The following is a 20,152-nucleotide window of genomic DNA, read 5'->3' on the forward strand; positions in this document are numbered from 1 at the left end:
GTTCGCGCTTGCCTGCGGGGGTTTGTATTGCAGTGTATCTGCCATGCGTACAGACACAGGAGGAAGCACATCACAGCTTCGGGCGACACATACGGGATACCTGGCCGGCGTGAAATGGCTCTCGACCGGGGAGCGCAACTCCCCACCCTCAAGCGTTACACAGGAGAGATGCCATGAACTTCAATACCTTCGCCCGTGCCAGCCTGCTTGCCGTGCTCAGCTTCGGCGCCATTGCCGCCCAGGCCTCCACCATGCCGATGGACGACAGCGGGGTCATGCAGTACCGCTACGGTGACCACCTGGATGTGAAGAAAGTGCTGTCGATACAGGATGACCAGAGCGACGCCTGCGGCCTGGTGAACACCCGCATGGACTACCTCGACTCCAAGGGCCAGCGGCAGAGCGTGCAGTACCGCACCTATGCCACCGGCGGTTGCCATGAGAATTGATCGCCGCTTGTTGTTGAAGGTTGGCGGCATTGCCCTGGCGCTGGCCGGCCTGGGTCTGGGCGGGCACCTGATGGCCCGCGACAGCTACGGTGCCATGCCGTCGCTGTCCGGCGCCAGCCAGTGGCTTAACTCGGCGCCGCTGGATGGCCCCGGGCTCAAGGGCAAGGTGGTGCTGGTGGACTTCTGGACCTGGGACTGCATCAACTGCCGGCGCAGCCTGCCGCATGTGAACGAATGGGCGCGGCGCTATGCCGACCAGGGCCTGGTGGTGGTCGGCGTGCACACCCCGGAGTACGACTACGAGCACGATGTAGGCACCTTGCGTGACAAGGTGGCCAGCCTGGGGATCGCTTACCCGGTGGCGGTGGATAACGACTACAAGGTGTGGAATGCCTGGGGCAACCAGTTCTGGCCGGCACACTACTTTGTCGACCGCAAGGGGCAGGTGCGCCATGTGCACTTTGGCGAGGGGGATTATGGTGGGCAGGAGCAGGTGATACAGACGTTGCTGGATGAGAAAGGGTGAGTTGTCTGTGCCGGCCTCTTCGCGGGCTTGCCCGCTCCCACAGGGATTTGCGTAATCAGTGAAATTTGCGCAGTACCTGTGGGAGCGGGCAAGCCCGCGAAGAAGCCGACACCTGTCTGTCAGGTGAAACTGGCAAAGTGCGCCTGCATCCGCGCCGCATCCGCTTGGCGCCCGCTGAACAACTCGAACGCCTTCACCGCCTGGAACACGGCCATGTTGCTGCCATCCAGGGTGCGGCACCCCAGTGCCCGGGCGGCGCGCAGCAGTTCGGTCTCCAGCGGGAAGTAGATGATCTCCGCCACCCACAGGCGAGCATGCAGCAGCTCCACCGGCAGCGGCGTGCCCGGCAGCTTGGCCATGCCCACCGGTGTGGTGTTGACCAGCCCGTCCGCCTCGGCCAGGGCCGTGGCCAGGTCGGTGCCGACAACGGCGCGCCCGGCACCGAAATGGGCATTCAGGTTGTCCACCAGGGCCTGTGCACGGGCCACGTCCACTTCGAACAGTACCAGCCGCTCGACCCCTTCACCCAGCAGGGCATGGGCCACGGCCGAACCTGCGCCACCGGCACCCATCTGCACTACCTGGCGCCGTGCCACATCCGGCAGGCCACGGCGCAAACCTTCGGCAAAGCCCAGGCAGTCGGTATTGTGGCCGACCCGCTTGCCGTCCTTGAGCACAACGGTATTCACCGCACCGATGCCGCGGGCTTCGTCCGACAGTTCGTCGAGCAACGGCAGGATCGCCTGCTTGAACGGGTAGGTGATGTTGAGCCCGGTAAAGCCGGTGTGTTGGGCGGCGTCGAGCAAGCCGGGCAGGGCGCTGTCGTCCAGTTGCAGCTGGTCGGCATCGATCAGCCGGTACAGGTAGCGTAGCGCCTGGGCATCACCTTCGTGTTCGTGCAGGGCAGGGGTGCGCGACAGCTGGATGCCGCGGCCGATCAGGCCGGCGAGGATGGCTTGCTGGCTCATGCGCTGCGCTCCTGCAACATTTCGGCAAAGTGGCTGATGGCCATGCGATAGCCATGGCTGCCCAGGCCGCAGATGACCCCGACGGCGATGGACGATATGAACGACAGGTGACGGAACGGTTCGCGCTTGTGCACGTTGGACAGGTGCACTTCGATAACCGGCACTTCGCCGGCCACCAGGGCATCGCGGATGGCCACCGAGGTGTGGGTCCAGGCACCCGGGTTGATCACGATGCCGGCGCAGCGGCCACGGGCGGCATGGATCCAGTCGATCAGTTCGCCTTCGTGGTTGGTTTGGCGGAATTCGATTTCCAGGCCGAGGGAGTGGGCAGTGTCGGCACAACCCTGGGCCAGGTCGGCGAGGGTTTCGTGGCCGTACTGGGCAGGCTCGCGGGTGCCCAGCATGTTCAGGTTGGGGCCGTTGAGTACGAGAATAAGGGGCTTCATTACGGGCATCGCTTTGTTGTTGTTGGATGCTTCCTAGTTTTGTACCGCCTGGTTAGTTTAGTCAATTGGACTAAACCGCTGTTCCGGGAAAGTGGGCGATTATCGAACCCTCAGCAACTCAGACTGGATTACAAAATTGTAATTTTCCCGCCACCGCCCCGATAAGCGCGGCTTTCTACAGTCCCTCGGCAAATCTCGCCGACGAGGACTGTTTCGTGCCCATCCCCCGCAAGACCGCCTTGCTCTGCCTGTTGCTGGCTGGCGCCGGCACTGCCCAGGCCAGCCAGAGCCTGAGCCTGCCCCAGGCGCTAGACGCCGCCTTTGCTCAGAACCCGGAGCTGGCCGCAGCCGGACGGGAAATCGGCATTGCCGATGGCGAACGGCGCCAGGCCGGGCTGATCCCCAACCCGGAGCTGTCCTGGGAGGTCGAGGACACCCGCCGTGACACCAGCACCACCACTGTCACCCTCAGCCAACCGCTGGAGTTGGGCGGCAAGCGCGGCGCACGCATCGCCGTGGCCGGTGCTGGCCAGGCCATTGCCCTGCTGGACCTGGAACGCCAGCGCAACGGCCTGCGCGCCGATGTGATACAGGCCTTCCACGCGGCCCTGCGCGCACAGACCGCGCTGGATTTGGCGCAGCAATCGCAGGCGTTGACCGAGCGTGGGCTGCGAGTGGTGCAGGGGCGGGTGACCGCTGGCCAGTCATCGCCCGTCGAGGCCACCCGGGCCCAGGTGCAGTTGGCCCAGGCCCAGGCTGAAGTGCGCCGTGCGCAAACCCAGCGCAGTGTGGCCTACCAGGCCCTGGCACGGTTGACCGGCAGCCCGCTGGCAAGCTTCGACCAGTTGCAGGCAGCCAACCTGTCCCCCGGTGATGCACCCAGCGCCGATGCTCTGCTCGACCAGGTCGAGCAAACGGCCGAATGGCGCCTGGCCGCCGCCCAGGTCGAGCGCGGCGAAGCGTCCCTGGGATCGGAAAAGGCCCTGCGTATTCCCAACCTCACCGTCAGCCTTGGCAGCCAATACAGCCGCGAAGACCGCGAGCGGGTCAATGTGGTGGGCCTGTCGATGCCCTTGCCGCTGTTCGACCGCAACCAGGGCAACGTGCTGGCCGCGGCCCGCCGTGCCGACCAGGCGCGTGACCTGCGCAACGCCGTGGAGCTGCGCCTGCGCAGTGAAACCCGCAGCGCCGTCAGCCAGTGGACCACGGCCATGCAGGAAGTGCAGGCCTATGACCGCACCATCCTGCCTTCTGCCCAGCAGGCCGTGGACACCGCCACACGCGGTTTCGAAATGGGCAAGTTCGCCTTTCTCGATGTACTCGACGCCCAGCGCACGCTGATCGAGGCACGCGGGCTGTACCTCGAGGCGCTGGCCTCGGCGACCGACGCGCGGGCACAGGTCGAGCGGATCTATGGCGACCTCGATGAGCTGAGCAACAAATTGAACAGCAGGAGCAACAATGACTAATCCACGCAAGATAGCCCTTCTGGCTGCCGCCATTGCCGCGCTTGGCCTGGGTGGCCTGGCCTGGACCGGCAACCTCGGCAACGCGTCAGGCACTGAAGCCCGGCACGACGACCACGGCGAAGACAGCCACGGCCACGGCGAGGAACAGGCCGGCGAAGGCCACGAAGAAGAGGAGGGCAAGCTGCACCTGTCCATCGCCCAGATCGAAGCTGCCGGTGTGCAACTGGCCAATGCCGGCCCTCGTGAACTGGGCACCGCCATCAGCTTCCCGGGTGAAATCCGCTTCGACGAGGACCGTACCGCCCACGTCGTGCCACGCGTGCCCGGTGTGGTCGAGTCGGTGCAAGCCGAGCTGGGCCAGGCGGTCAAGCGTGGTCAGGTGCTGGCGGTAATTGCCAGCCAGCAGATTTCCGACCTGCGCAGCGAACAACAGGCTGCCCAGCGCCGCCTGGAACTGGCGCGCCTGACCTTCCAGCGCGAACAGCAGCTGTGGCAGGAGCGGATCAGCGCCGAGCAGGATTACCTGCAGGCCCGTCAGGCGTTGCAGGAAGCAGAGATTGCCTTGGCCAACGCCCGGCAGAAGGTCGCCGCCGTGGGCCCGGCCGGTGCCGGCAACCGCTATGAACTGCGCGCGCCGTTCGATGCAGTGGTGGTGGAAAAGCACCTGACCGTGGGTGAGGTGGTCGATGAGACCAGCAATGCCTTCACCCTGTCTGACCTGAGCCGGGTCTGGGCCACCTTCGCCGTCGCCCCGCGCGACCTGGACAAGGTGACCACCGGCCGCAATGTCACGGTCAGCGCGCCGGACCTGGGTGCCCGGGTCGAGGGCAAGGTCAACTACGTCGGCAGCCTGCTCGGCGAGCAGAACCGTGCCGCCACTGTCCGCGCCACGCTGGCCAACCCCAACGGCGCCTGGCGCCCTGGGTTGTTCGTCAACGTCGCGGTCAGCGTCGAACGCTTCAACGCCGCCGTGGTGGTACCGGAAAGCGCATTGCAATCCTGGGAAGAGCAGACCGTGGTGTTTGCCCGTACCGAGGAAGGCTTCGAGGCCCGCCCGGTGAAGGCCGGCCGCCGCGACGCCGGCCTGGTGGAAATCACCACCGGCCTTGCCGCCGGAACCCAGGTGGCCGCTGCCGGCAGCTTTGTCCTCAAGTCCGAGCTGGGCAAGGGCTCGGCCGAGCACAGCCATTGATCACGGGGACACCTGCATGTTCGAACGCCTGATCCAATTCGCCATCGAGCAACGCCTGGTGGTGATGCTGGCCGTGGTCCTGATGGCCGCGGTGGGTATCCACAGCTACCAGAAACTGCCGATCGACGCTGTACCGGACATCACCAACGTCCAGGTGCAGATCAATACCGCCGCACCTGGCTATTCGCCGCTGGAGACCGAGCAGCGCATCACCTTCGCCATCGAGACCGCCATGGCCGGCCTGCCCGGGCTCAAGCAGACCCGCTCGCTGTCGCGCTCGGGCCTGTCGCAGGTCACGGTCATTTTCGACGACGGCACCGACCTGTTCTTCGCCCGCCAACTGGTCAACGAGCGCCTGCAAGTGGCGCGTGAGCAGTTGCCCGCCGGCATCGAAGCGGGCATGGGGCCGATTTCCACCGGGCTGGGTGAAATCTTCCTGTGGACGGTGGAAGCCGAGCAGGGCGCGCTGAAGGAAGACGGCACACCCTACACCCCGACCGACTTGCGGGTAATCCAGGACTGGATCATCAAGCCGCAGTTGCGCAACGTGCCCGGGGTGGCCGAAGTCAACAGCATCGGCGGCCATGCCAAGCAGTACCTGATTGCGCCGGAGCCCAAGCGCCTGGCGGCCTACAAACTCACCCTCAACGACCTGATCGCGGCGCTGGAGCGCAACAACGCCAACGTCGGCGCCGGCTACATCGAGCGCAATGGCGAGCAGTTGCTGATTCGCGCGCCAGGCCAGGTGGCGTCGGCCGAGGACATCGCCAATATCGTCATCTCCAGTGTCGATGGCACGCCAATCCGCGTCAGCCATGTTGCCCAGGTCGGCCTGGGCGAAGAGCTGCGCTCGGGCGCGGCCACCGAAAACGGCCGGGAAGTGGTGCTGGGCACGGTGTTCATGCTGATTGGCGAGAACAGCCGCACAGTGGCCCAGGCGGTCGCCGCCAAGCTGGTGGAGATCAACCGCAACCTGCCCAAGGGCGTGGTCGCGGTGACGGTGTACGACCGCACCAACCTGGTGGAAAAGGCCATCGCCACGGTGAAGAAGAACCTGGTCGAGGGCGCCATCCTGGTCATCGCCGTGTTGTTCCTGTTCCTGGGCAACATCCGCGCTGCATTGATCACCGCCATGGTCATTCCGTTGTCGATGCTGTTTACCTTCACCGGCATGTTCAGCAACAAGGTCAGCGCCAACCTGATGAGCCTGGGCGCCCTGGACTTCGGCATCATCGTCGACGGCGCGGTGGTGATCGTGGAGAATGCCATCCGCCGCCTGGCCCACGCCCAGCAACGCCATGGCCGCATGCTGACCCGCACCGAGCGCTTCCATGAAGTGTTCGCTGCCGCCCGTGAGGCGCGCCGGCCGCTGATCTACGGCCAGCTGATCATCATGGTGGTGTACCTGCCGATCTTTGCCCTGACCGGGGTGGAGGGCAAGATGTTCCACCCTATGGCCTTTACCGTGGTCATCGCCCTGCTTGGTGCCATGATCCTCTCGGTCACCTTCGTGCCGGCGGCCATTGCCCTGTTCGTCACCGGCAAGGTCAAGGAAGAGGAGGGCCTGGTAATGCGCACGGCGCGTCAGCGCTATGCCCCGGTGCTGGCCTGGGTGCTGGGCCGGCGCAAGCTGGCATTCGCTGCCGCCGCTACCTTGGTGTTGCTGTCCGGGGTGATGGCCAGCCGCATGGGCAGCGAGTTCATCCCCAGCCTCAGCGAAGGCGACTTTGCCCTGCAGGCCCTGCGCGTGCCGGGCACCAGCCTGTCGCAGTCGGTCGACATGCAGCAGCGCCTGGAACAGGCGATCATCGCCCAGGTGCCGGAAGTGGAACGGGTGTTCGCTCGCACCGGCACCGCCGAGATCGCCTCCGACCCGATGCCGCCGAACATTTCCGACGCCTATGTGATGCTGCGTCCGCGTGAGCAATGGGGCGACCCGGGCAAGCCGCGTGATGAGCTGATCGCCGAGGTACAACGTGCCGCCGCCAGCGTGCCGGGCAGCAACCACGAGCTGTCGCAGCCGATCCAGCTGCGCTTCAACGAGCTGATTTCCGGTGTGCGCAGCGATGTGGCGGTGAAGCTGTTTGGTGATGACATGGACGTGCTCAACCGCACCGCAGCGCAGATCGCCAGCAGCCTGCAAGGCGTGCCGGGCGCGTCCGAGGTAAAGGTCGAGCAGACTACCGGCCTGCCGGTGCTGACCATCGATATCGACCGCGACAAGGCGGCCCGCCATGGCCTGAACGTGGGCGATGTGCAGGACGCCATTGCCATTGCCGTGGGTGGCCGCACCGCCGGTACGCTGTACGAAGGTGACCGCCGTTTCGACATGGTGGTGCGCCTTTCGGAAACCCTGCGCACCGATGTCGACGGGCTGGCCAGCCTGCTGATTCCGGTGCCGGCCAGTGCTGCTGCGGGTGCCGGGCAAATCGGCTTCATTCCGCTGTCGCAGGTAGCCACGCTGAACCTGCAGCTGGGGCCGAACCAGGTCAGCCGCGAGGATGGCAAGCGGGTGGTGGTGGTCAGTGCCAACGTGCGCGGGCGTGACCTGGGCTCGTTTGTCGAGGAGGCAGAACAGACGCTGATCCAGCAGGTGCAGATACCGCCGGGTTACTGGACCCGCTGGGGCGGCCAGTTCGAGCAGCTGCAGTCGGCGGCCGAGCGCCTGCAGGTGGTGGTGCCGGTGGCCTTGCTGTTGGTCATGGCGCTGTTGCTGATGATGTTCAACAACCTCAGGGATGGCCTGCTGGTGTTCACCGGCATCCCGTTCGCCCTTACCGGCGGGGTGCTGGCGCTGTGGTTGCGCGACATTCCGTTGTCCATATCCGCTGGCGTGGGGTTCATTGCCTTGTCGGGGGTGGCGGTGCTCAACGGGCTGGTGATGATCGCCTTTATCCGTAGCTTGCGGGAGGAGGGGCGCACGCTGCGGGCAGCGGTCGAGGAGGGCGCGCTGACGCGCTTGCGGCCGGTGCTGATGACGGCACTGGTGGCGTCGCTGGGGTTCATCCCGATGGCCTTGGCTACCGGGACCGGGGCCGAGGTGCAAAGGCCGCTGGCGACCGTTGTGATTGGCGGGATTCTGTCGTCCACCGCACTGACCTTGCTGGTGTTGCCTGCGTTGTATCAGTGGGCGTATCGGCGGGAAGAGGTGCAGGAGGGGTGAGCGTTTTGGGGCCGCAAAGCGGCCCCAAATTCTCAAACAGTACGACGAGCCCCAGCCCTTGCACCGTCGCCCCCAGCCTCATCATGCAACGAAATCCGCGAAGTCTCCGGCAACGCCAAACCACCCACCAAAGCCACCAGCGCAATCACCACCAGGTAGAACGCCGGTGCCAGGCTGCTGCCGGTCTGCCCGATCAGCCAGGTCGCCACCAGCGGCGCAGTGCCGCCAAACAGCGTATAGGCCACGTTGTAGGTAATTGCCGAAGCGGTATAGCGGGTGCGGGTGGGGAAGCTTTCCGACAGCAATGCCGCCGTGACCACGCCACTGCACAGCGCTCCCACCGCCAGCAGGATCACTCCCAGCAGTGCACCGGGCATCGAGCCGGAACTGGCCAGCCAGTACGCGGGGAACACGCACAGCATCACCCACAGGCAGGTAAAGCCGATGGTCTTGCGTCGCCCCACGCGGTCCGAGAACGCTCCGGCCAGCGGGCAGCCGACTGCGGCGAACAGCAGGGCCACGGTGGTTACCAGCAGCGATTGCGCGCGGGTCAGGTTGCCGACCAGTTGCAGGTAGGTGGCGAAGTAGGTGGTGAACATGTAGAACGACAGCGCGGTCAGCGAAATGAAAGCCCCCAGGTTGCGGATAGCCCGGCCATGGTTGCGCAGGGTTTCCTTGAGCGGCGAATGTTCATGCTCCTTGCCTTGGGCGATGGCTTCGCGGAACGCCGGTGTTTCTTCCATGCGCCAGCGCAGGTACAGGCCGACCAGCCCCAACGGCGCGGCGATCAGGAACGGAACGCGCCAACCCCATGCATTCATCGCCTCGGCCGACAGGCTGGCTTCCAGGCCATAAGCGATCACCGCCGCGCAGGCAAAGGCGGAAAAGGTCGACACCGGCACGAAGCTGCCATAGAAGGCGCGCTTGTCGTTGGGCGCGTGCTCCATCAGGTAGGCGCAGGCCCCGGCATACTCGCCACCGGCAGAAAAGCCCTGCAGGCAGCGCGCCAGGGTCAGCAGCGCGGGGGCTGCCAGGCCGATGCTGGCGTAGGTCGGCAGCAAGCCGATGAGGGTAGTGGAGCCGGCCATCAGCAGGATGGTCAGCGACAGGATGCGCTTGCGCCCCAGGCGGTCACCCAGCGCGCCGAACACGATGCCGCCCAGCGGGCGCAGGGCGAAGGCCACGGCGAACACCGCAAAGGTCTTCAGCAAGGCCACGCTGGCGTCTTCGCTGGCGAAGAACTGGCTGGCGATCAGGGTTGCGAGAAAGCCGTAGACGGCGAAGTCGAACCATTCGACGAAATTGCCGATGGCCGAGGCGGCGATCACCCGGCGCAGGGTGGCGGGGGATACCTCGTGAGGTGTGGGCATGCGAGTGCTCTCCGGTTCCATGGGCAGGCATGATGAAAGTGGCGCGGTCGGGCCGCGCCATCATTGTTGTGCTTGCCAGTAGATCGCCGGGTGCTGGAGGACGCTTTGTCGAGGGCGACCTCGGGATACCTGATTCAACCGCGAGCTGTTCGCTTGGCACGGTCCACTGTAGGAGCGGCCTTGTGTCGCGAAAGGGCTGCGCAGCAGCCCCTCGATTGCAGCTTCGCTACTGACATCGCCGGGGCCGCTCTGCGACCCTTTCGCGACGCAAGGCCGCTCCCACAAGAGCCAATGCAGGCCGGGATGTTCATGCAAGACAGGCCATGCGCTCAGAAGCGCATGTCCAGCGCCAGTTCGAAGGTGCGCGGCGGCCCCATGTAGTACTGGCTGTTGTAGGCCTGCTTGGCATACACCTCGTCGGTCAGGTTGCGTACCCGACCGGTGAGCGTGGTGTGTTCATCCAGCCGGTAGCGGGCGAACGCACCGAACAGGGTGTACGCCGGGGCCTTGAGGCTGTTGGCGTTGTCGGCATACACCGAGCCCACGTAGCGCCCGTCTGCCCCCACCGACCACGCCGGGGTCAGGCTGTAGGTAAGCCACAGGTTGGCGACGTTGGCCGGTACGTTCACCGGTGCGTTGCCCTTGCGCGACACCGACACGCCGTTGACCGCCTCGTTGAACTCGTCGTACTGCGCATCGACATAGGCATAGTTGGCCTCGGCCAGCAGCTTCGGCGTCACCTGCAGGCGCCCGGACAGCTCGACGCCGCGGGAGGTCTGCTGCCCTGCCTGGACCGTGAGGTTGGCGTCGTTGGAGTCGCGCACGGCAAAGTCCTTGCGCACGATCTGGTACAGCGCCAGCGTGGCCGCACCGCGCCCGTCGAGAAAGTCGAACTTGCTGCCCACTTCCCACTGCTCGCCCTTGGACAGGTCGAACATCCCGACGTTGGAATAGGTCGCCGCCGCCAGCGAGCCTGCCGGCAGGTCGGCAGAGGTACTGTACTGCGCATAGACGCTGGCGGACGGGGTCAGCGCATACGTCAGGCCGATACGCCCGGAAAGCGGTTCCCAGCGGCGTTCGAAGAACGCCGGCGAGGTTGGCGTCACCGCGCCGTAGTTGGTCACCTGCATGTCCAGGTAGTCGTAGCGCAGGGCGGTCAGCAGGGCCAGGCGTTCGGTGAGTTGCAGGCGGTTTTCGGCAAACACCGCGCGGTTGGTCACCTCATGACGGCGTTGCTTGGTCAGGCCGGCATTCACCCCGGGGATGTCGTCGAAGCTGCCGGGGGCGAAGTGCTCGGCATCGACCACGTCGCTCCAGCTGCTTGAGGTGGGGTAGAGGGTCTGGCGCATGCGCGAGTACTCCAGCCCCAGCGACCACTGGCTGGCCAGGCCGAACAACTGGTTGTCGTGGCGCAGCTCGATGCGGTCACCCAGCAGGTTCTGGTCGTGGCGCTGCAGGTAAGGGCTGCTGCGTCGTACCTTGCCATCGCTGGTGTAGCTGTAGCGTTCGAGGTTGCGGTAGTCGCGCTGGGCGTTGTAGTGGTACAGCGTGTTCTGCACGCTGGTGCTGTCGCTGAGCTGGTAGTCGAGGATCGAGCGTAGCCAGCGTACCCGCTGCTCATAGCGCCCGTCGCCGACGTTGTAGTTTTCGAAGCGGCGGCTGTTGTCGATCTTCATCGTGCTGCGCCCGGGCAGGATCGGCGAGCCCCAGTAAGGGCTGTCTTCGCGGTCTTCCTGGTATTCCAGGGCCAGGGTGTGGGTGAGGTTGGGCGTGAGGTCGCTCAGCAACGAAAAAGCCAGGCTGTCTGTGTGCCGTTCGTTGCGGTCGATGTAGCCGTTGCCCTGCCCGCGGCTGAAGTCCAGGCGCATGAAGTGGCGGGCATCGGCGGGGTTGCTGGCCAGAGCCTGGTTGATGCCGAACGCCACTTCGCTGTCGTCGAAGCTGCCATGGCGGATACGGCCGTCGATGGTCTGCTGATCGCGGCTGGCCAACTTGGTGATGTAGTTGATCGAGCCGCCGACCGCGCCGGCACCATGCAGGAACGACGACGGCCCGCCAATCAATTCGACGCGGTCGAGTACCCAGGCATCCACTGGCCGGGTGGCGCTGCTGTAGCCCAGGTTTATGCCGTTGTACAACTGGGTGACCTGGTTCTGGGTGAAGCCGCGGTAGGCGACGAAGCCGCCAAAGCCGAGGTTGGCCGAGGCGTTGACGCCGGTCATGGCGTTGATCACGTCCTGGCTGTCCTTGGCGCCGCGCTCTTCGATCAGGCGGCGGTCCGAGACGCTGACCGAGGCTGGCGTTTCCCGCGCGGTGAGGCCCAGGCGCGAGCCAGTGCGGATCGGCTCGTCCAGTTGCACGCCGCTGGCGGCGTCGCGTTCACCGTCGATGGTGGTGGCGCTCAGTTCTACCGGGGCAGCATCCGCCCAGGCAAGGTTGCAGGTGCCCATGAGGAGCACCAGGGAGGTTTTGCGAAGCATGTTGGTGTGTCTTCCACGCAAAGGTCATGGCTGACCGCGAACGCGCACAGTCAGGCGCGCCCGGCTGAGGTCAGGCGAAATGAGGTACGGCTGCGGGGAAGGTGGCAGGGGAGGCGCGGGGGTTGAGGGCGGGGCGCTGATAACGCGGCGGCGGTTGCGCCCAGCTGCGCACCACGATGGGCGAGGTGGCCACGGCTTGCGCCGGGGTGAACGACCAGCCGCTGCTGCTGAGCGGCACGGCCAGGCCGAACGAGGAGCACACCGGGCAATCGAGCTGGGCCATGTGCTGGTCGCCGCCAGCGCCTTCCAGGTCGATGGCTACGCCGTGTTCGCTGTTGATCGAGCAGAAACCGCCTTCCAGGCCGGCCAGGCGCAGGCCACCCATCTGGCCATGGTGCAGGCCACACAGAACCAGGCTGAACAGGACGCTGGCGTAGAGCGTCCAGGCGGTCAGCGTGCGGGTGTGCCGGGTGGTTTTCATGGCGGCGAATCTACCACCCGGACGAACGGTCGGGTAGTGCTTCGGCCTTGATATTTTTGCGGCGCTTTGCGCCCTGGGGTTCTGTCAGGCCGCACGCTCCAGTACATCCAGCAAATCGACGAACTCCAGCGCCAACTTGTGCCGCGGCGCCAGGTGCACCAGCGGCACCGAGGCATGGTGCGACTCACGCATCTTGATCGAATGGCTAAGGTATACCGGCAGCACCGGCATGCCCTCGCTGCGCAATTGCTCGACCAGGGTCTGGTGCAGTGCGGTGCGCCCGGCGAACTGGTTGACCACAACACCTTCCACCAGCAGCGCCGGGTTGTGGTCCTGGCGCAGTTCTTCGACCTCGGCCATGACGTTGCGCAGGGCCTGGCGCGAGAAACTGTCGCAGTCGAACGGAATCAACAGCCGCTCGGCCGCTACCAGCGCGCTGAAGGTATAGAAGTTGAGCGCCGGTGGTGTGTCGATGTAGATCCGCTCGTAGTCCTCGCCCAGCTCCACCAGCAGCTTGCGCAGCTTGTTGATCTTGAACTTGCGATCCAGCTTGCCTTGCAGGTCGCTGAGGTCGGGGCTGGCGGTGACCAGGTGCAGGTTGCGGTAGCGGGTCTCGGTGATCGCCACCCGGTGCTTCTTGCCGGCAGCGGTGACCGGCGACAAGGTCTGGCGGAAGAAATCGGCGATGCCGGAAGGAATGGCGTCATTGACCAGCCCGGTCAGGTAGTAGGTGGCATTGGCCTGCGGGTCGAGGTCAACCAGCAAGGTCCGATAGCCTTCGGCGGCACTGGCTGCGGCCAGGTTGCAGGCGATGCTGGACTTGCCGACGCCACCTTTCTGATTGAAAACCACACGACGCATCAGACGTTCATCCATGAAGTGAAAATGTCAGGTTGGGGTCAATCCTATGACTGAAACAAGACAGTTTCATGACAATGAATGTTACAACCTGCCCATTCATTATTGTTTGTTCCGGCCCTTTCGCGGGCATGCCCGCTCCCACAGGAACTCTGTTGCCCCCAAGGGTGGCGCATCATCTGTGGGAGCGGGCGTGCCCGCGAAAGGGCCGGAACAGGCAAGCAAGGGCGCTCAGGCAACAACCACCCGATTGCGCCCCTCCTGCTTGGCCCGGTAAAGCGCCCGGTCAGCCTCGCTGAACGCATCCCCCGGTTCGCTCTCGGCCTCGCCATCCCAATGCGCCACCCCCAGCGACACCGTCACCGCGCCCACCGGCTCCACCGGCGTATCCTGCACCGTTAGCCGCAGCCGCTCGGCCACCCCTGCAGCAACGTCCAGGCTAGCCCCTGGCAGCAGCATCAGGAACTCCTCGCCGCCGGTGCGGCACAGCAGGTCACCCTCGCGGCAGCAGCGGCGCATCAGCTCCGCCAACCGGCGCAACACCTGGTCACCCACCTCGTGCCCGTGGCAGTCGTTTACCCGCTTGAAATGGTCGACATCCAGCACGATGGCCGCAAACGCCCGGCCTTCGGCTTCCAGCAGCGACAGGCTGAACTCCAGGCTGCGGCGGTTGCCCAGGCCGGTCAGCGGGTCGGTCTGGGCGTCGCGGTTGAGCCGACCGATGCGCTCATGCAGCAGGTTCAGCCCGAACAGCAGCGCACGCTTCAACTCGGCCGCCTCGAAATACCAGGCCGGTACCCGATGCAGGCGTTCGGCAGTGCCGGCCCGATCCATCGAGCGGGCACCGGCGGCCAGCTGCCACAGCGGCCGAGCGATGGTCATGGCCAGCCACCACAGCAGCATGCTGCCCACGAGTGCCAACGGCGCGGAGGTGCCGACCACGTTGAGGATCAGATGGCTCAGTGGCATCACCGTCTGGGTCAGCGGCTGCTGCGCCACCACGCCCCAACCGGCGCTGGGCACGGTGGCGTATCCGGCGAGCATTTCCACGCCGAGGCTGTTGGTCAATTGCCGGGTACCATTGCCCAGGCCCGCCAGCTGGTCGATCAGTGCATTGCCCTCAACCACCGTACCCACCCGCTGACTGTCGGGGTGGTACAGCAGACGGCGGTTGCGGTCGACCACGTACAGGTAGGAACCGTCCTTGTAGAAATGCTCGCCCAGCAGGCTGTTGAGAATGTTGCGTTCACGCAGGTACAGGCTGCCGCCGACATATCCCAGGTAGCGGCCGTTGCTGTCGTAAATGGGTTGCGACAGCGCCACCACCAGGTTGTTGGCCGCCGAAATGTAGGGCGTCGACACCAGTGGGCGGCGCGCCTGTAGCGCTTCCTGGACACCGGGAGAATGCATGTGCCTGCCGACCAGGTGCCGCAAGGGGGCGGGAGAAATCGCCAGCAGCACCCCGTTTGCATCGATCACGAACGTGGAATTGAAGGCCATGCTCTGGCTCAGGACACGCTCGGCCTCCGCCTGCAGGGCGACGGCGTCACCCAGCTGGCGGCCTTGCACGCCCGCGCTGAACGACAGCTGTTGCAAGGCGTTGTCGATAAAAGTCTCGGTAATGCTGGCCAGCTTCATCGCATACACCCGGTTGGCTTCCAGGGCGTGGTCGATCAGCAACTGGCGTTGCACCCGGTAGCTGGCGAAATAGCTGGCGCACAGCATCACCACGGCGGTAAGGGCGCAAAGCACCAGAATGAGTGTGCGTAGATCCAGGCGCAGTCCGTGCTTGGTGTGTGGCAATCCTGACCTCGAGTGATCAAAAACCGGCTACGAAATGTGGGCAACATTACGCGTTATGGGCGCAGTGGGGAACTGCGTTCAGGAGCCTGCGTTTTCCAGCGCGTCCAGCTCGTCTTCAACCTGTTGCATGCGCTGCTGCGCCAAGGCCTGCACCTTTGCGTCGCGGGCCGATTCGCGCATCAGGGCAGTGAGCTTCTCGCTCAGGCGTTTGCCGGCCTCGGTGTCTTCCAGGGCGCGGGCCTTCGCCGGGTCCTGGGTGGCCTCGACGATGGTGGCGAACTCGGCATCGCTGAAGTTCTTTTCGCTGTACAGGCGGAACAGGTCCTGGCGCTGGTCCTCGACCGTCAGGTGCTTGCGCAGCACGCCCTGGATGGTCGCCTGCGACAGCTGCGGGTGCGTGCTGCCGAGCAGCGCGGCCATGCGCTCGATGTTGTGCGTGTAGGCATCCTGCAGCGGCAGCTGGGCCAGGATCTGTTCTTCGCGGGAGGGTTTCTGGTCGCAGGCGGTGAGGGCTGCAGTCAGCAGCAGGGGCAACAGCAACTTCTGGAGGCGAGGCATGGTGTGGCCTGGTTGGGCAGTGAGTGCTGCCGATTATACGGCAGTTGTGGTCGCCTGATGGATTTTGGGGGCCGCTGTGCGGCCCATCGCGACACAAGGCCGCTCCTACAGGGAGCGCGCCTGGCCGGATCTTTGCGCGAATCCCCTGAGCGGCCTTGTGTCGCGATGGGCTGCAATGCAGCCCCATTCAGGCAACGCGAAACATCAGAACCCACCCCCCAACGGCCATTCCACCGCCAAGCGTATCTGGTCCCCATCCAGCTCCGCCTGTGCCGTATTGCCCCGATGCACGTTATGCCGCAGCGAAAACGCGGTGCCTTTGGCCTTGCCGCTCTGCACCACATAGCGTGCCTCCAGGTCGCGCTCCCAATGCTTGCCCCCCTTGCCATACCCCAGGTAGGCATACCCTCCCGCAGGGTCGACATGGCTGCCGTCGATATCGAACCCGCGCACGTACAACGCCGTCAGGTTCAACCCCGGCACGCCGTAGGCGCCCATGTTCAGGTCATAGCGCGCCTGCCACGACTTTTCGTTTGGCGCGTTGAAGTCCGACATCTGCACCGCGTTGGCAATGAAGATCGCCCCTCGCGTCACGTAGTCGAACGGTGTGTTGCCGTCCACCTGCTGCCAGCCCAGGCTGAAACCGTGCGGCCCATGGTCGTAACGCGAGACCAGGCTCCAGGTGGTGTTGTCGATGCGCCCGGACAGCGCCTTGCCGGTGTCGGTGGTGCGGTACAGGTTGAGGTCGAGGGTGAGGCTGCGTCGCTCATCCAGGGCATGGCTTAGGGTGCTGCCCAGGTAATGCTGGTTCCAGCTGTCCTGGTAACGTGAGGTGTACAGGCTACCGCTGGCGGCGCCGGGGTTCCACACCACGCCGGCCAGGTCGAAGCTGTTGCCTTGGCGGCCATTGGAGTAGTTCACCACGAAGCCTTGATCGTGGCTGGAAGCATTGCGGTCGGTGTTTTCGTTGAAGTGCCCGGCCACCAGCCTGAGGTGGTCGAACTCGGTGCTGTCAAGGAAGAACCCGGTCGCTGTCTCGGGTAGCAGGCGGCTATCGGATGAACTGAACACCGGGGTCTTGACCCGTTGCTCGCCGTAGGACAGCACGGTATTGGACACGCGCAGTTTCAATGCCGCGCCGGCACGGCTGTATTCGTTCTTCGGGTGCCCCTCGTTATCCACCCCGAGCAAGCGTGCCTTGCCCACGCGCCCGCCACCGCTGTCGAGTTGCACGCCCAGGTAGGCGTGGGCGTCGACCCCGACACCGATCAGCCCCTGGGTGAAACCGGACCGGAAGGTGCCCATCAGGCCATAGGCCCATTCCTCGGCCTTGCCGCTACGTTCATCGCGCGGCTTGTAGGCGTTGCGCCCGGCACTGTTGCGCCCGCCATGCTTGTAGTCGCGCTGGTCGAATACGCTGCGGTTGAGCAGGCTCCAGCGGCCATCCTCGACAAAACCGTTGCTTTGCGACTGGGCGGAGTCGGCCAGCGCAGGGGGCGCGAGCAGGGCGCTGGCGAGCAGCAGGGCGACACGGCGCGGCATAGGCAGAACTTCCTGTTCAGGGGGCGCGCAAACGCAGGATGTGCGCGCCGTCGAAGGGGTCGATGAGGTAGTGGGCGCGCACGCCGAAAGTGTTCAGCAGGCGCTCGGGGGTGAGCACCTCCAGCGGTTTGCCGAGGGCGACCAGGCGGCCTTTGTCGAGCACCGCGACGCGGTCGCAGGTGAGCGCCTGATTGAGGTCGTGCAGGGCCACCAGGGTGGTCACCGGCAGGGCCTGCACCTGTTGCAACAGGCTCAGCTGGTGCTGGATATCCAGGTGGTTGGTCGGCTCGTCCAGCAGCAGCACCTGCGGCCGCTGTGCCAGGGCTCGGGCGATGTGTACCCGCTGGCGCTCGCCCCCGGACAGCGACCCCCAAAGGCGTGCGCGCAGGTGCAAAGCGTCGAGGTCGGCCAGAGCCTGCTCGACGATCGCGCGGTCTTCCCCGGAGAACGGCGCCAGCGCCGACAGCCAGGGGGTACGGCCCAGGGCAACGGCATCGAACACGCTGATCGCATCGAGAGTGTCGGCCTGCTGTTCGACCAGCGCCAAGGCCTGGGCGACACGGCGGCGGGGCAACCGTGCCAGCGGTTCGCCCAGCAACTGCACGCTGCCGTTGCCTGGCTTGCGCAGCCCGGCCAGCACCTTCAGCAGCGAGGACTTGCCGGAACCGTTGGGGCCGACGATGCCCAGGGTTTCACCGGCGACAACGCTCAGTTCGATATCGCTGAGCACGGTATTGCCGGCCAGTTGCAGCCCCAGGTGCTGGCAACTCAAGGGGGCCAGCTGTAGCGCCGTCATGACCGTCATGGGCGCCCCCGGCGGCTGACCAGGATCAGCGCGAAGACCGGTGCGCCGAGCAGCGCCGTGACTACGCCCACGGGGATCACCTGGCCAGGGATCAAGATGCGCGACAGGATGTCGGCGGCAATCAGGAACAGTGCCCCGCCCAGTGCGCTGGCGGGCAGCAGGCGGCTGTGCCCGGGGCCGAGCAGCAGGCGCAGGGCATGGGGGATCACCAGCCCGACAAAACCGATGGCGCCGACGATGGACACCATCACGGCGGTCACCAGCGCCGCGCAGCTGATCAGCAGCAACTGGGTACGCCGCACCGGGATGCCCAGCGACGCCGCCGAGTCGGCACCGAAGGTGAAGGCATCCAAGGCACGGCGATGCCACAGGCACACCAACAGCCCGAACAGTACAACTGGCACGGCCAGCCACACCGAAGGCCAACGTACACCACTGAGGTTGCCCAGCAGCCAGAACAGGATGCCGCGCGCCTGCTCGGCGGTGGCCGACATGGTGATGAGGAAGGCGGTAAGGGCGTTGAACAGTTGCGAGCCGGCGATCCCGGCAAGGATCACCTGGGCATTGTTGCTGCTGGGGCCGGCTGCCCGGGCCAGCATCAGAACCAAAGCGAACGCTGCCAGGGCACCGATGAACGCGCCGCCGGACATGCTCAGCGCCAGGCTGCCGAAGCCCAGCAGGCCCACCAGCACCGCACCGGTCGAGGCGCCGGCAGACAGGCCCAGCAGGTAAGGCTCGGCCAACGGGTTGCGCAACAGTGCCTGGAGGATCACGCCGCAGGTGGCCAGGCCGGCGCCGCAGGCTGCGGCAACCAGGGTGCGGGGCAGGCGGTAGTTCCAGACGATGCCGGCGTCGATCGGGTCGACCGGGTAGCCGGCCTGCCACAGGTGGTTGGCCAGTACCTGGCCGACCACGCCGGGCGACAGGTTGGTTTCGCCGATGGCGGTGCCGGCCAGCAGGGCCGCCAACAGGGCGGCCAGGGCAACGGCGATGCAGGGTAGCAGGCGCATCATTACTGGGCTGCTTTGCCGCTGGCGAAGGCAGCGGCCAGCGTCTGCAGGCCGCTGAACAAGCGAATGCCGGCCTGCATGGCGTCGGCGTCGAGGATGATGATGCGGTCGTGCTTCACCGCGTCCATGTTGCGCGTTACCGGGTCGCTACGCAGGAATGCCAGCTTCTTCTGGTAGTCGTCGGCGGGGTAGCGGCGGCGGTCCATGCGGGCAATGATCAGCCAGGTGGGGTTGGCCTTGGCCAGAGTTTCCCAGCCTACGGTCGGCCATTCTTCGCTGGACTCGACCACGTTGCGCACGCCAAGGGTGCGCAGCATGAAATCGGCGACCCCCTGACGGCCCGCCACATAGGGGTCGATGTGCAGATCGGCGCTGGAGAACCAGAACAGCGCCGAGGTGGCGGACAGGTCCTTGTCGGCCAGTTGCGCCTTGGCACTGTCCAGGCGGCCTCTGAGCTCGGCATTCAGGGCTGTGCCACGGTCCTGCACGTCGAAGATTGCCGCCAGCTGGCTGACGCTCTTGTAGAGGGTGTCGACCTGAAACGCCTGCAGGCGAGTACCGTCGGCACCCACCAGGTTGTCCTTGCCTTCGCAGTCCGATGGCAGCAGGTAGGTGGGGATGCCCAGTTCATCGAACTGTTCGCGGGTGGCGACCGCCCCCTGGGCACCGACCATCCATTCGAACTGCACCGTCACCAGTTGCGGGCGCTTGCCCACTACCGCCTCGAAGCTGGGCTCGTTGTCGGCCAGGCGCGGCACCTTGGCGTTCTGCACCTGGTACTCGGGCAGCACATTGTTGAACCACAGCGAGGTGGCCGCCAGTTTGTCGCCCAGCCCCAGCGCGTAGAGCATCTCGGTACTGGCCTGGCCAATGGTGACCGCGCGTTGCGGCGCCTGGGCGAAGGTTTGCGGCTTGCCGCAGTTGTCGACCGTCAGCGGGTAGTGGGTGGCAGCAGCCTGGGCCAGGCCGGTAAGGCCGAGGCCGGCGAGCAGGGTGGCAAAACGGGGCAGCATGCTGGGCGATCTCCTATCG

At 65.6% G+C, this 20,152-nt stretch carries 17 protein-coding genes; 5 read left to right on the forward strand and 12 right to left on the reverse strand.

Annotation, left to right across the window (positions count from 1 at the left end):
• The first annotated feature begins 173 nt into the window (after positions 1 to 173).
• Both GEV38_RS10775 and GEV38_RS10780 read left to right on the forward strand, forming a co-directional pair.
• Positions 174 to 449, forward strand: a complete 276-nt coding sequence (locus GEV38_RS10775) for a DUF2790 domain-containing protein (protein WP_054572704.1) — start codon at positions 174 to 176, stop codon at positions 447 to 449.
• Complete coding sequence (locus tag GEV38_RS10780; protein ID WP_225903900.1) at positions 439 to 975, forward strand: thioredoxin family protein; 537 nt, start codon at positions 439 to 441, stop codon at positions 973 to 975. The genes GEV38_RS10775 and GEV38_RS10780 overlap by 11 nt, the downstream gene beginning before the upstream one ends.
• A gap of 119 nt (positions 976 to 1,094) precedes the next feature.
• Here GEV38_RS10780 and GEV38_RS10785 read toward each other — a convergent pair whose 3' ends face one another.
• Both GEV38_RS10785 and aroQ read right to left on the reverse strand, forming a co-directional pair.
• Positions 1,095 to 1,943, reverse strand: coding sequence for a shikimate dehydrogenase (locus GEV38_RS10785; protein WP_015269766.1), 849 nt, complete (start codon positions 1,941 to 1,943; stop codon positions 1,095 to 1,097).
• Complete coding sequence (aroQ, locus tag GEV38_RS10790) at positions 1,940 to 2,389, reverse strand: type II 3-dehydroquinate dehydratase (RefSeq protein WP_013971975.1); 450 nt, start codon at positions 2,387 to 2,389, stop codon at positions 1,940 to 1,942. The genes GEV38_RS10785 and aroQ overlap by 4 nt, the downstream gene beginning before the upstream one ends.
• A 215-nt stretch (positions 2,390 to 2,604) precedes the next feature.
• Between aroQ and GEV38_RS10795 the strand changes: the two genes are divergently transcribed.
• The 3 genes from GEV38_RS10795 to GEV38_RS10805 are packed head-to-tail and all read left to right on the forward strand — an operon-like array spanning position 2,605 to position 8,213.
• The gene (locus tag GEV38_RS10795) at positions 2,605 to 3,858 is read left to right on the forward strand and encodes a TolC family protein (protein ID WP_015269767.1); all 1,254 of its coding nucleotides are present in this window, start codon (positions 2,605 to 2,607) and stop codon (positions 3,856 to 3,858) included.
• Positions 3,851 to 5,050, forward strand: a complete 1,200-nt coding sequence (locus GEV38_RS10800; protein ID WP_173895804.1) for an efflux RND transporter periplasmic adaptor subunit — start codon at positions 3,851 to 3,853, stop codon at positions 5,048 to 5,050. Before GEV38_RS10795 ends, GEV38_RS10800 begins: the two co-directional genes overlap by 8 nt.
• A gap of 16 nt (positions 5,051 to 5,066) precedes the next feature.
• A complete protein-coding gene (locus GEV38_RS10805; protein WP_054572703.1) occupies positions 5,067 to 8,213 on the forward strand; it encodes an efflux RND transporter permease subunit in 3,147 nt (1,048 codons plus the stop codon).
• 32 nt (positions 8,214 to 8,245) lie between these two features.
• Here GEV38_RS10805 and GEV38_RS10810 read toward each other — a convergent pair whose 3' ends face one another.
• The 10 genes from GEV38_RS10810 to GEV38_RS10855 all read right to left on the reverse strand — a co-directional run bounded on the left by GEV38_RS10810 (position 8,246) and on the right by GEV38_RS10855 (position 20,133).
• Positions 8,246 to 9,583, reverse strand: coding sequence for an MFS transporter (locus GEV38_RS10810; protein WP_015269770.1), 1,338 nt, complete (start codon positions 9,581 to 9,583; stop codon positions 8,246 to 8,248).
• 329 nt (positions 9,584 to 9,912) lie between these two features.
• Positions 9,913 to 12,063: a TonB-dependent siderophore receptor gene (locus GEV38_RS10815; protein WP_054572702.1), complete on the reverse strand. Its 2,151-nt coding sequence runs from the start codon at positions 12,061 to 12,063 to the stop codon at positions 9,913 to 9,915.
• A 70-nt stretch (positions 12,064 to 12,133) separates the two neighbouring features.
• Positions 12,134 to 12,544, reverse strand: coding sequence for a DUF2946 family protein (locus GEV38_RS10820; RefSeq protein WP_013971980.1), 411 nt, complete (start codon positions 12,542 to 12,544; stop codon positions 12,134 to 12,136).
• An 84-nt stretch (positions 12,545 to 12,628) separates the two neighbouring features.
• Positions 12,629 to 13,405 carry a ParA family protein gene (locus GEV38_RS10825; RefSeq protein ID WP_015269772.1) on the reverse strand — a complete coding sequence of 259 codons (777 nt, stop codon included), beginning with the start codon at positions 13,403 to 13,405 and terminating at the stop codon, positions 12,629 to 12,631.
• Between the two features lie 228 nt (positions 13,406 to 13,633).
• Positions 13,634 to 15,205 (reverse strand): sensor domain-containing diguanylate cyclase, encoded by a 1,572-nt coding sequence (locus tag GEV38_RS10830; protein WP_054572701.1) that lies wholly within the window; start codon positions 15,203 to 15,205, stop codon positions 13,634 to 13,636.
• A 78-nt stretch (positions 15,206 to 15,283) separates the two neighbouring features.
• Positions 15,284 to 15,763, reverse strand: coding sequence for a hypothetical protein (locus tag GEV38_RS10835; RefSeq protein ID WP_054572700.1), 480 nt, complete (start codon positions 15,761 to 15,763; stop codon positions 15,284 to 15,286).
• A 204-nt stretch (positions 15,764 to 15,967) separates the two neighbouring features.
• Complete coding sequence (locus tag GEV38_RS10840) at positions 15,968 to 17,305, reverse strand: OprD family porin (protein ID WP_054572699.1); 1,338 nt, start codon at positions 17,303 to 17,305, stop codon at positions 15,968 to 15,970.
• Positions 17,306 to 17,321: 16 nt separating this feature from the next.
• Positions 17,322 to 18,110 carry an ABC transporter ATP-binding protein gene (locus GEV38_RS10845; RefSeq protein ID WP_054572698.1) on the reverse strand — a complete coding sequence of 263 codons (789 nt, stop codon included), beginning with the start codon at positions 18,108 to 18,110 and terminating at the stop codon, positions 17,322 to 17,324.
• Entirely contained in the window at positions 18,107 to 19,123 is a 1,017-nt protein-coding gene (locus tag GEV38_RS10850; RefSeq protein WP_054572697.1) for an iron ABC transporter permease, read from the reverse strand. The genes GEV38_RS10845 and GEV38_RS10850 overlap by 4 nt, the downstream gene beginning before the upstream one ends.
• The gene (locus GEV38_RS10855; RefSeq protein WP_015269777.1) at positions 19,123 to 20,133 is read right to left on the reverse strand and encodes an ABC transporter substrate-binding protein; all 1,011 of its coding nucleotides are present in this window, start codon (positions 20,131 to 20,133) and stop codon (positions 19,123 to 19,125) included. The genes GEV38_RS10850 and GEV38_RS10855 overlap by 1 nt, the downstream gene beginning before the upstream one ends.
• Positions 20,134 to 20,152 lie beyond the last annotated feature (19 nt).

This window comes from Pseudomonas sp. 13159349 (assembly GCF_013305685.1).
Classification (GTDB): Bacteria; Pseudomonadota; Gammaproteobacteria; order Pseudomonadales; family Pseudomonadaceae; genus Aquipseudomonas; species Aquipseudomonas asiatica.

Bases quoted from the DNA above. Each gene is read 5' to 3' on its own strand.
- GEV38_RS10840 (WP_054572699.1), bottom strand. From the start codon at position 17,305: ATGCCGCGCCGTGTCGCCCTGCTGCTCGCCAGCGCCCTGCTCGCGCCC.
- GEV38_RS10835 (WP_054572700.1), bottom strand. From the start codon at position 15,763: ATGCCTCGCCTCCAGAAGTTGCTGTTGCCCCTGCTGCTGACTGCAGCC.
- GEV38_RS10825 (WP_015269772.1), bottom strand. From the start codon at position 13,405: ATGCGTCGTGTGGTTTTCAATCAGAAAGGTGGCGTCGGCAAGTCCAGC.
- GEV38_RS10810 (WP_015269770.1), bottom strand. From the start codon at position 9,583: ATGCCCACACCTCACGAGGTATCCCCCGCCACCCTGCGCCGGGTGATC.
- GEV38_RS10780 (WP_225903900.1), top strand. From the start codon at position 439: ATGAGAATTGATCGCCGCTTGTTGTTGAAGGTTGGCGGCATTGCCCTG.
- GEV38_RS10785 (WP_015269766.1), bottom strand. From the start codon at position 1,943: ATGAGCCAGCAAGCCATCCTCGCCGGCCTGATCGGCCGCGGCATCCAG.
- aroQ (WP_013971975.1), bottom strand. From the start codon at position 2,389: ATGAAGCCCCTTATTCTCGTACTCAACGGCCCCAACCTGAACATGCTG.
- GEV38_RS10805 (WP_054572703.1), top strand. From the start codon at position 5,067: ATGTTCGAACGCCTGATCCAATTCGCCATCGAGCAACGCCTGGTGGTG.
- GEV38_RS10775 (WP_054572704.1), top strand. From the start codon at position 174: ATGAACTTCAATACCTTCGCCCGTGCCAGCCTGCTTGCCGTGCTCAGC.
- GEV38_RS10820 (WP_013971980.1), bottom strand. From the start codon at position 12,544: ATGAAAACCACCCGGCACACCCGCACGCTGACCGCCTGGACGCTCTAC.
- GEV38_RS10845 (WP_054572698.1), bottom strand. From the start codon at position 18,110: ATGACGGTCATGACGGCGCTACAGCTGGCCCCCTTGAGTTGCCAGCAC.
- GEV38_RS10815 (WP_054572702.1), bottom strand. From the start codon at position 12,063: ATGCTTCGCAAAACCTCCCTGGTGCTCCTCATGGGCACCTGCAACCTT.
- GEV38_RS10855 (WP_015269777.1), bottom strand. From the start codon at position 20,133: ATGCTGCCCCGTTTTGCCACCCTGCTCGCCGGCCTCGGCCTTACCGGC.
- GEV38_RS10850 (WP_054572697.1), bottom strand. From the start codon at position 19,123: ATGATGCGCCTGCTACCCTGCATCGCCGTTGCCCTGGCCGCCCTGTTG.
- GEV38_RS10800 (WP_173895804.1), top strand. From the start codon at position 3,851: ATGACTAATCCACGCAAGATAGCCCTTCTGGCTGCCGCCATTGCCGCG.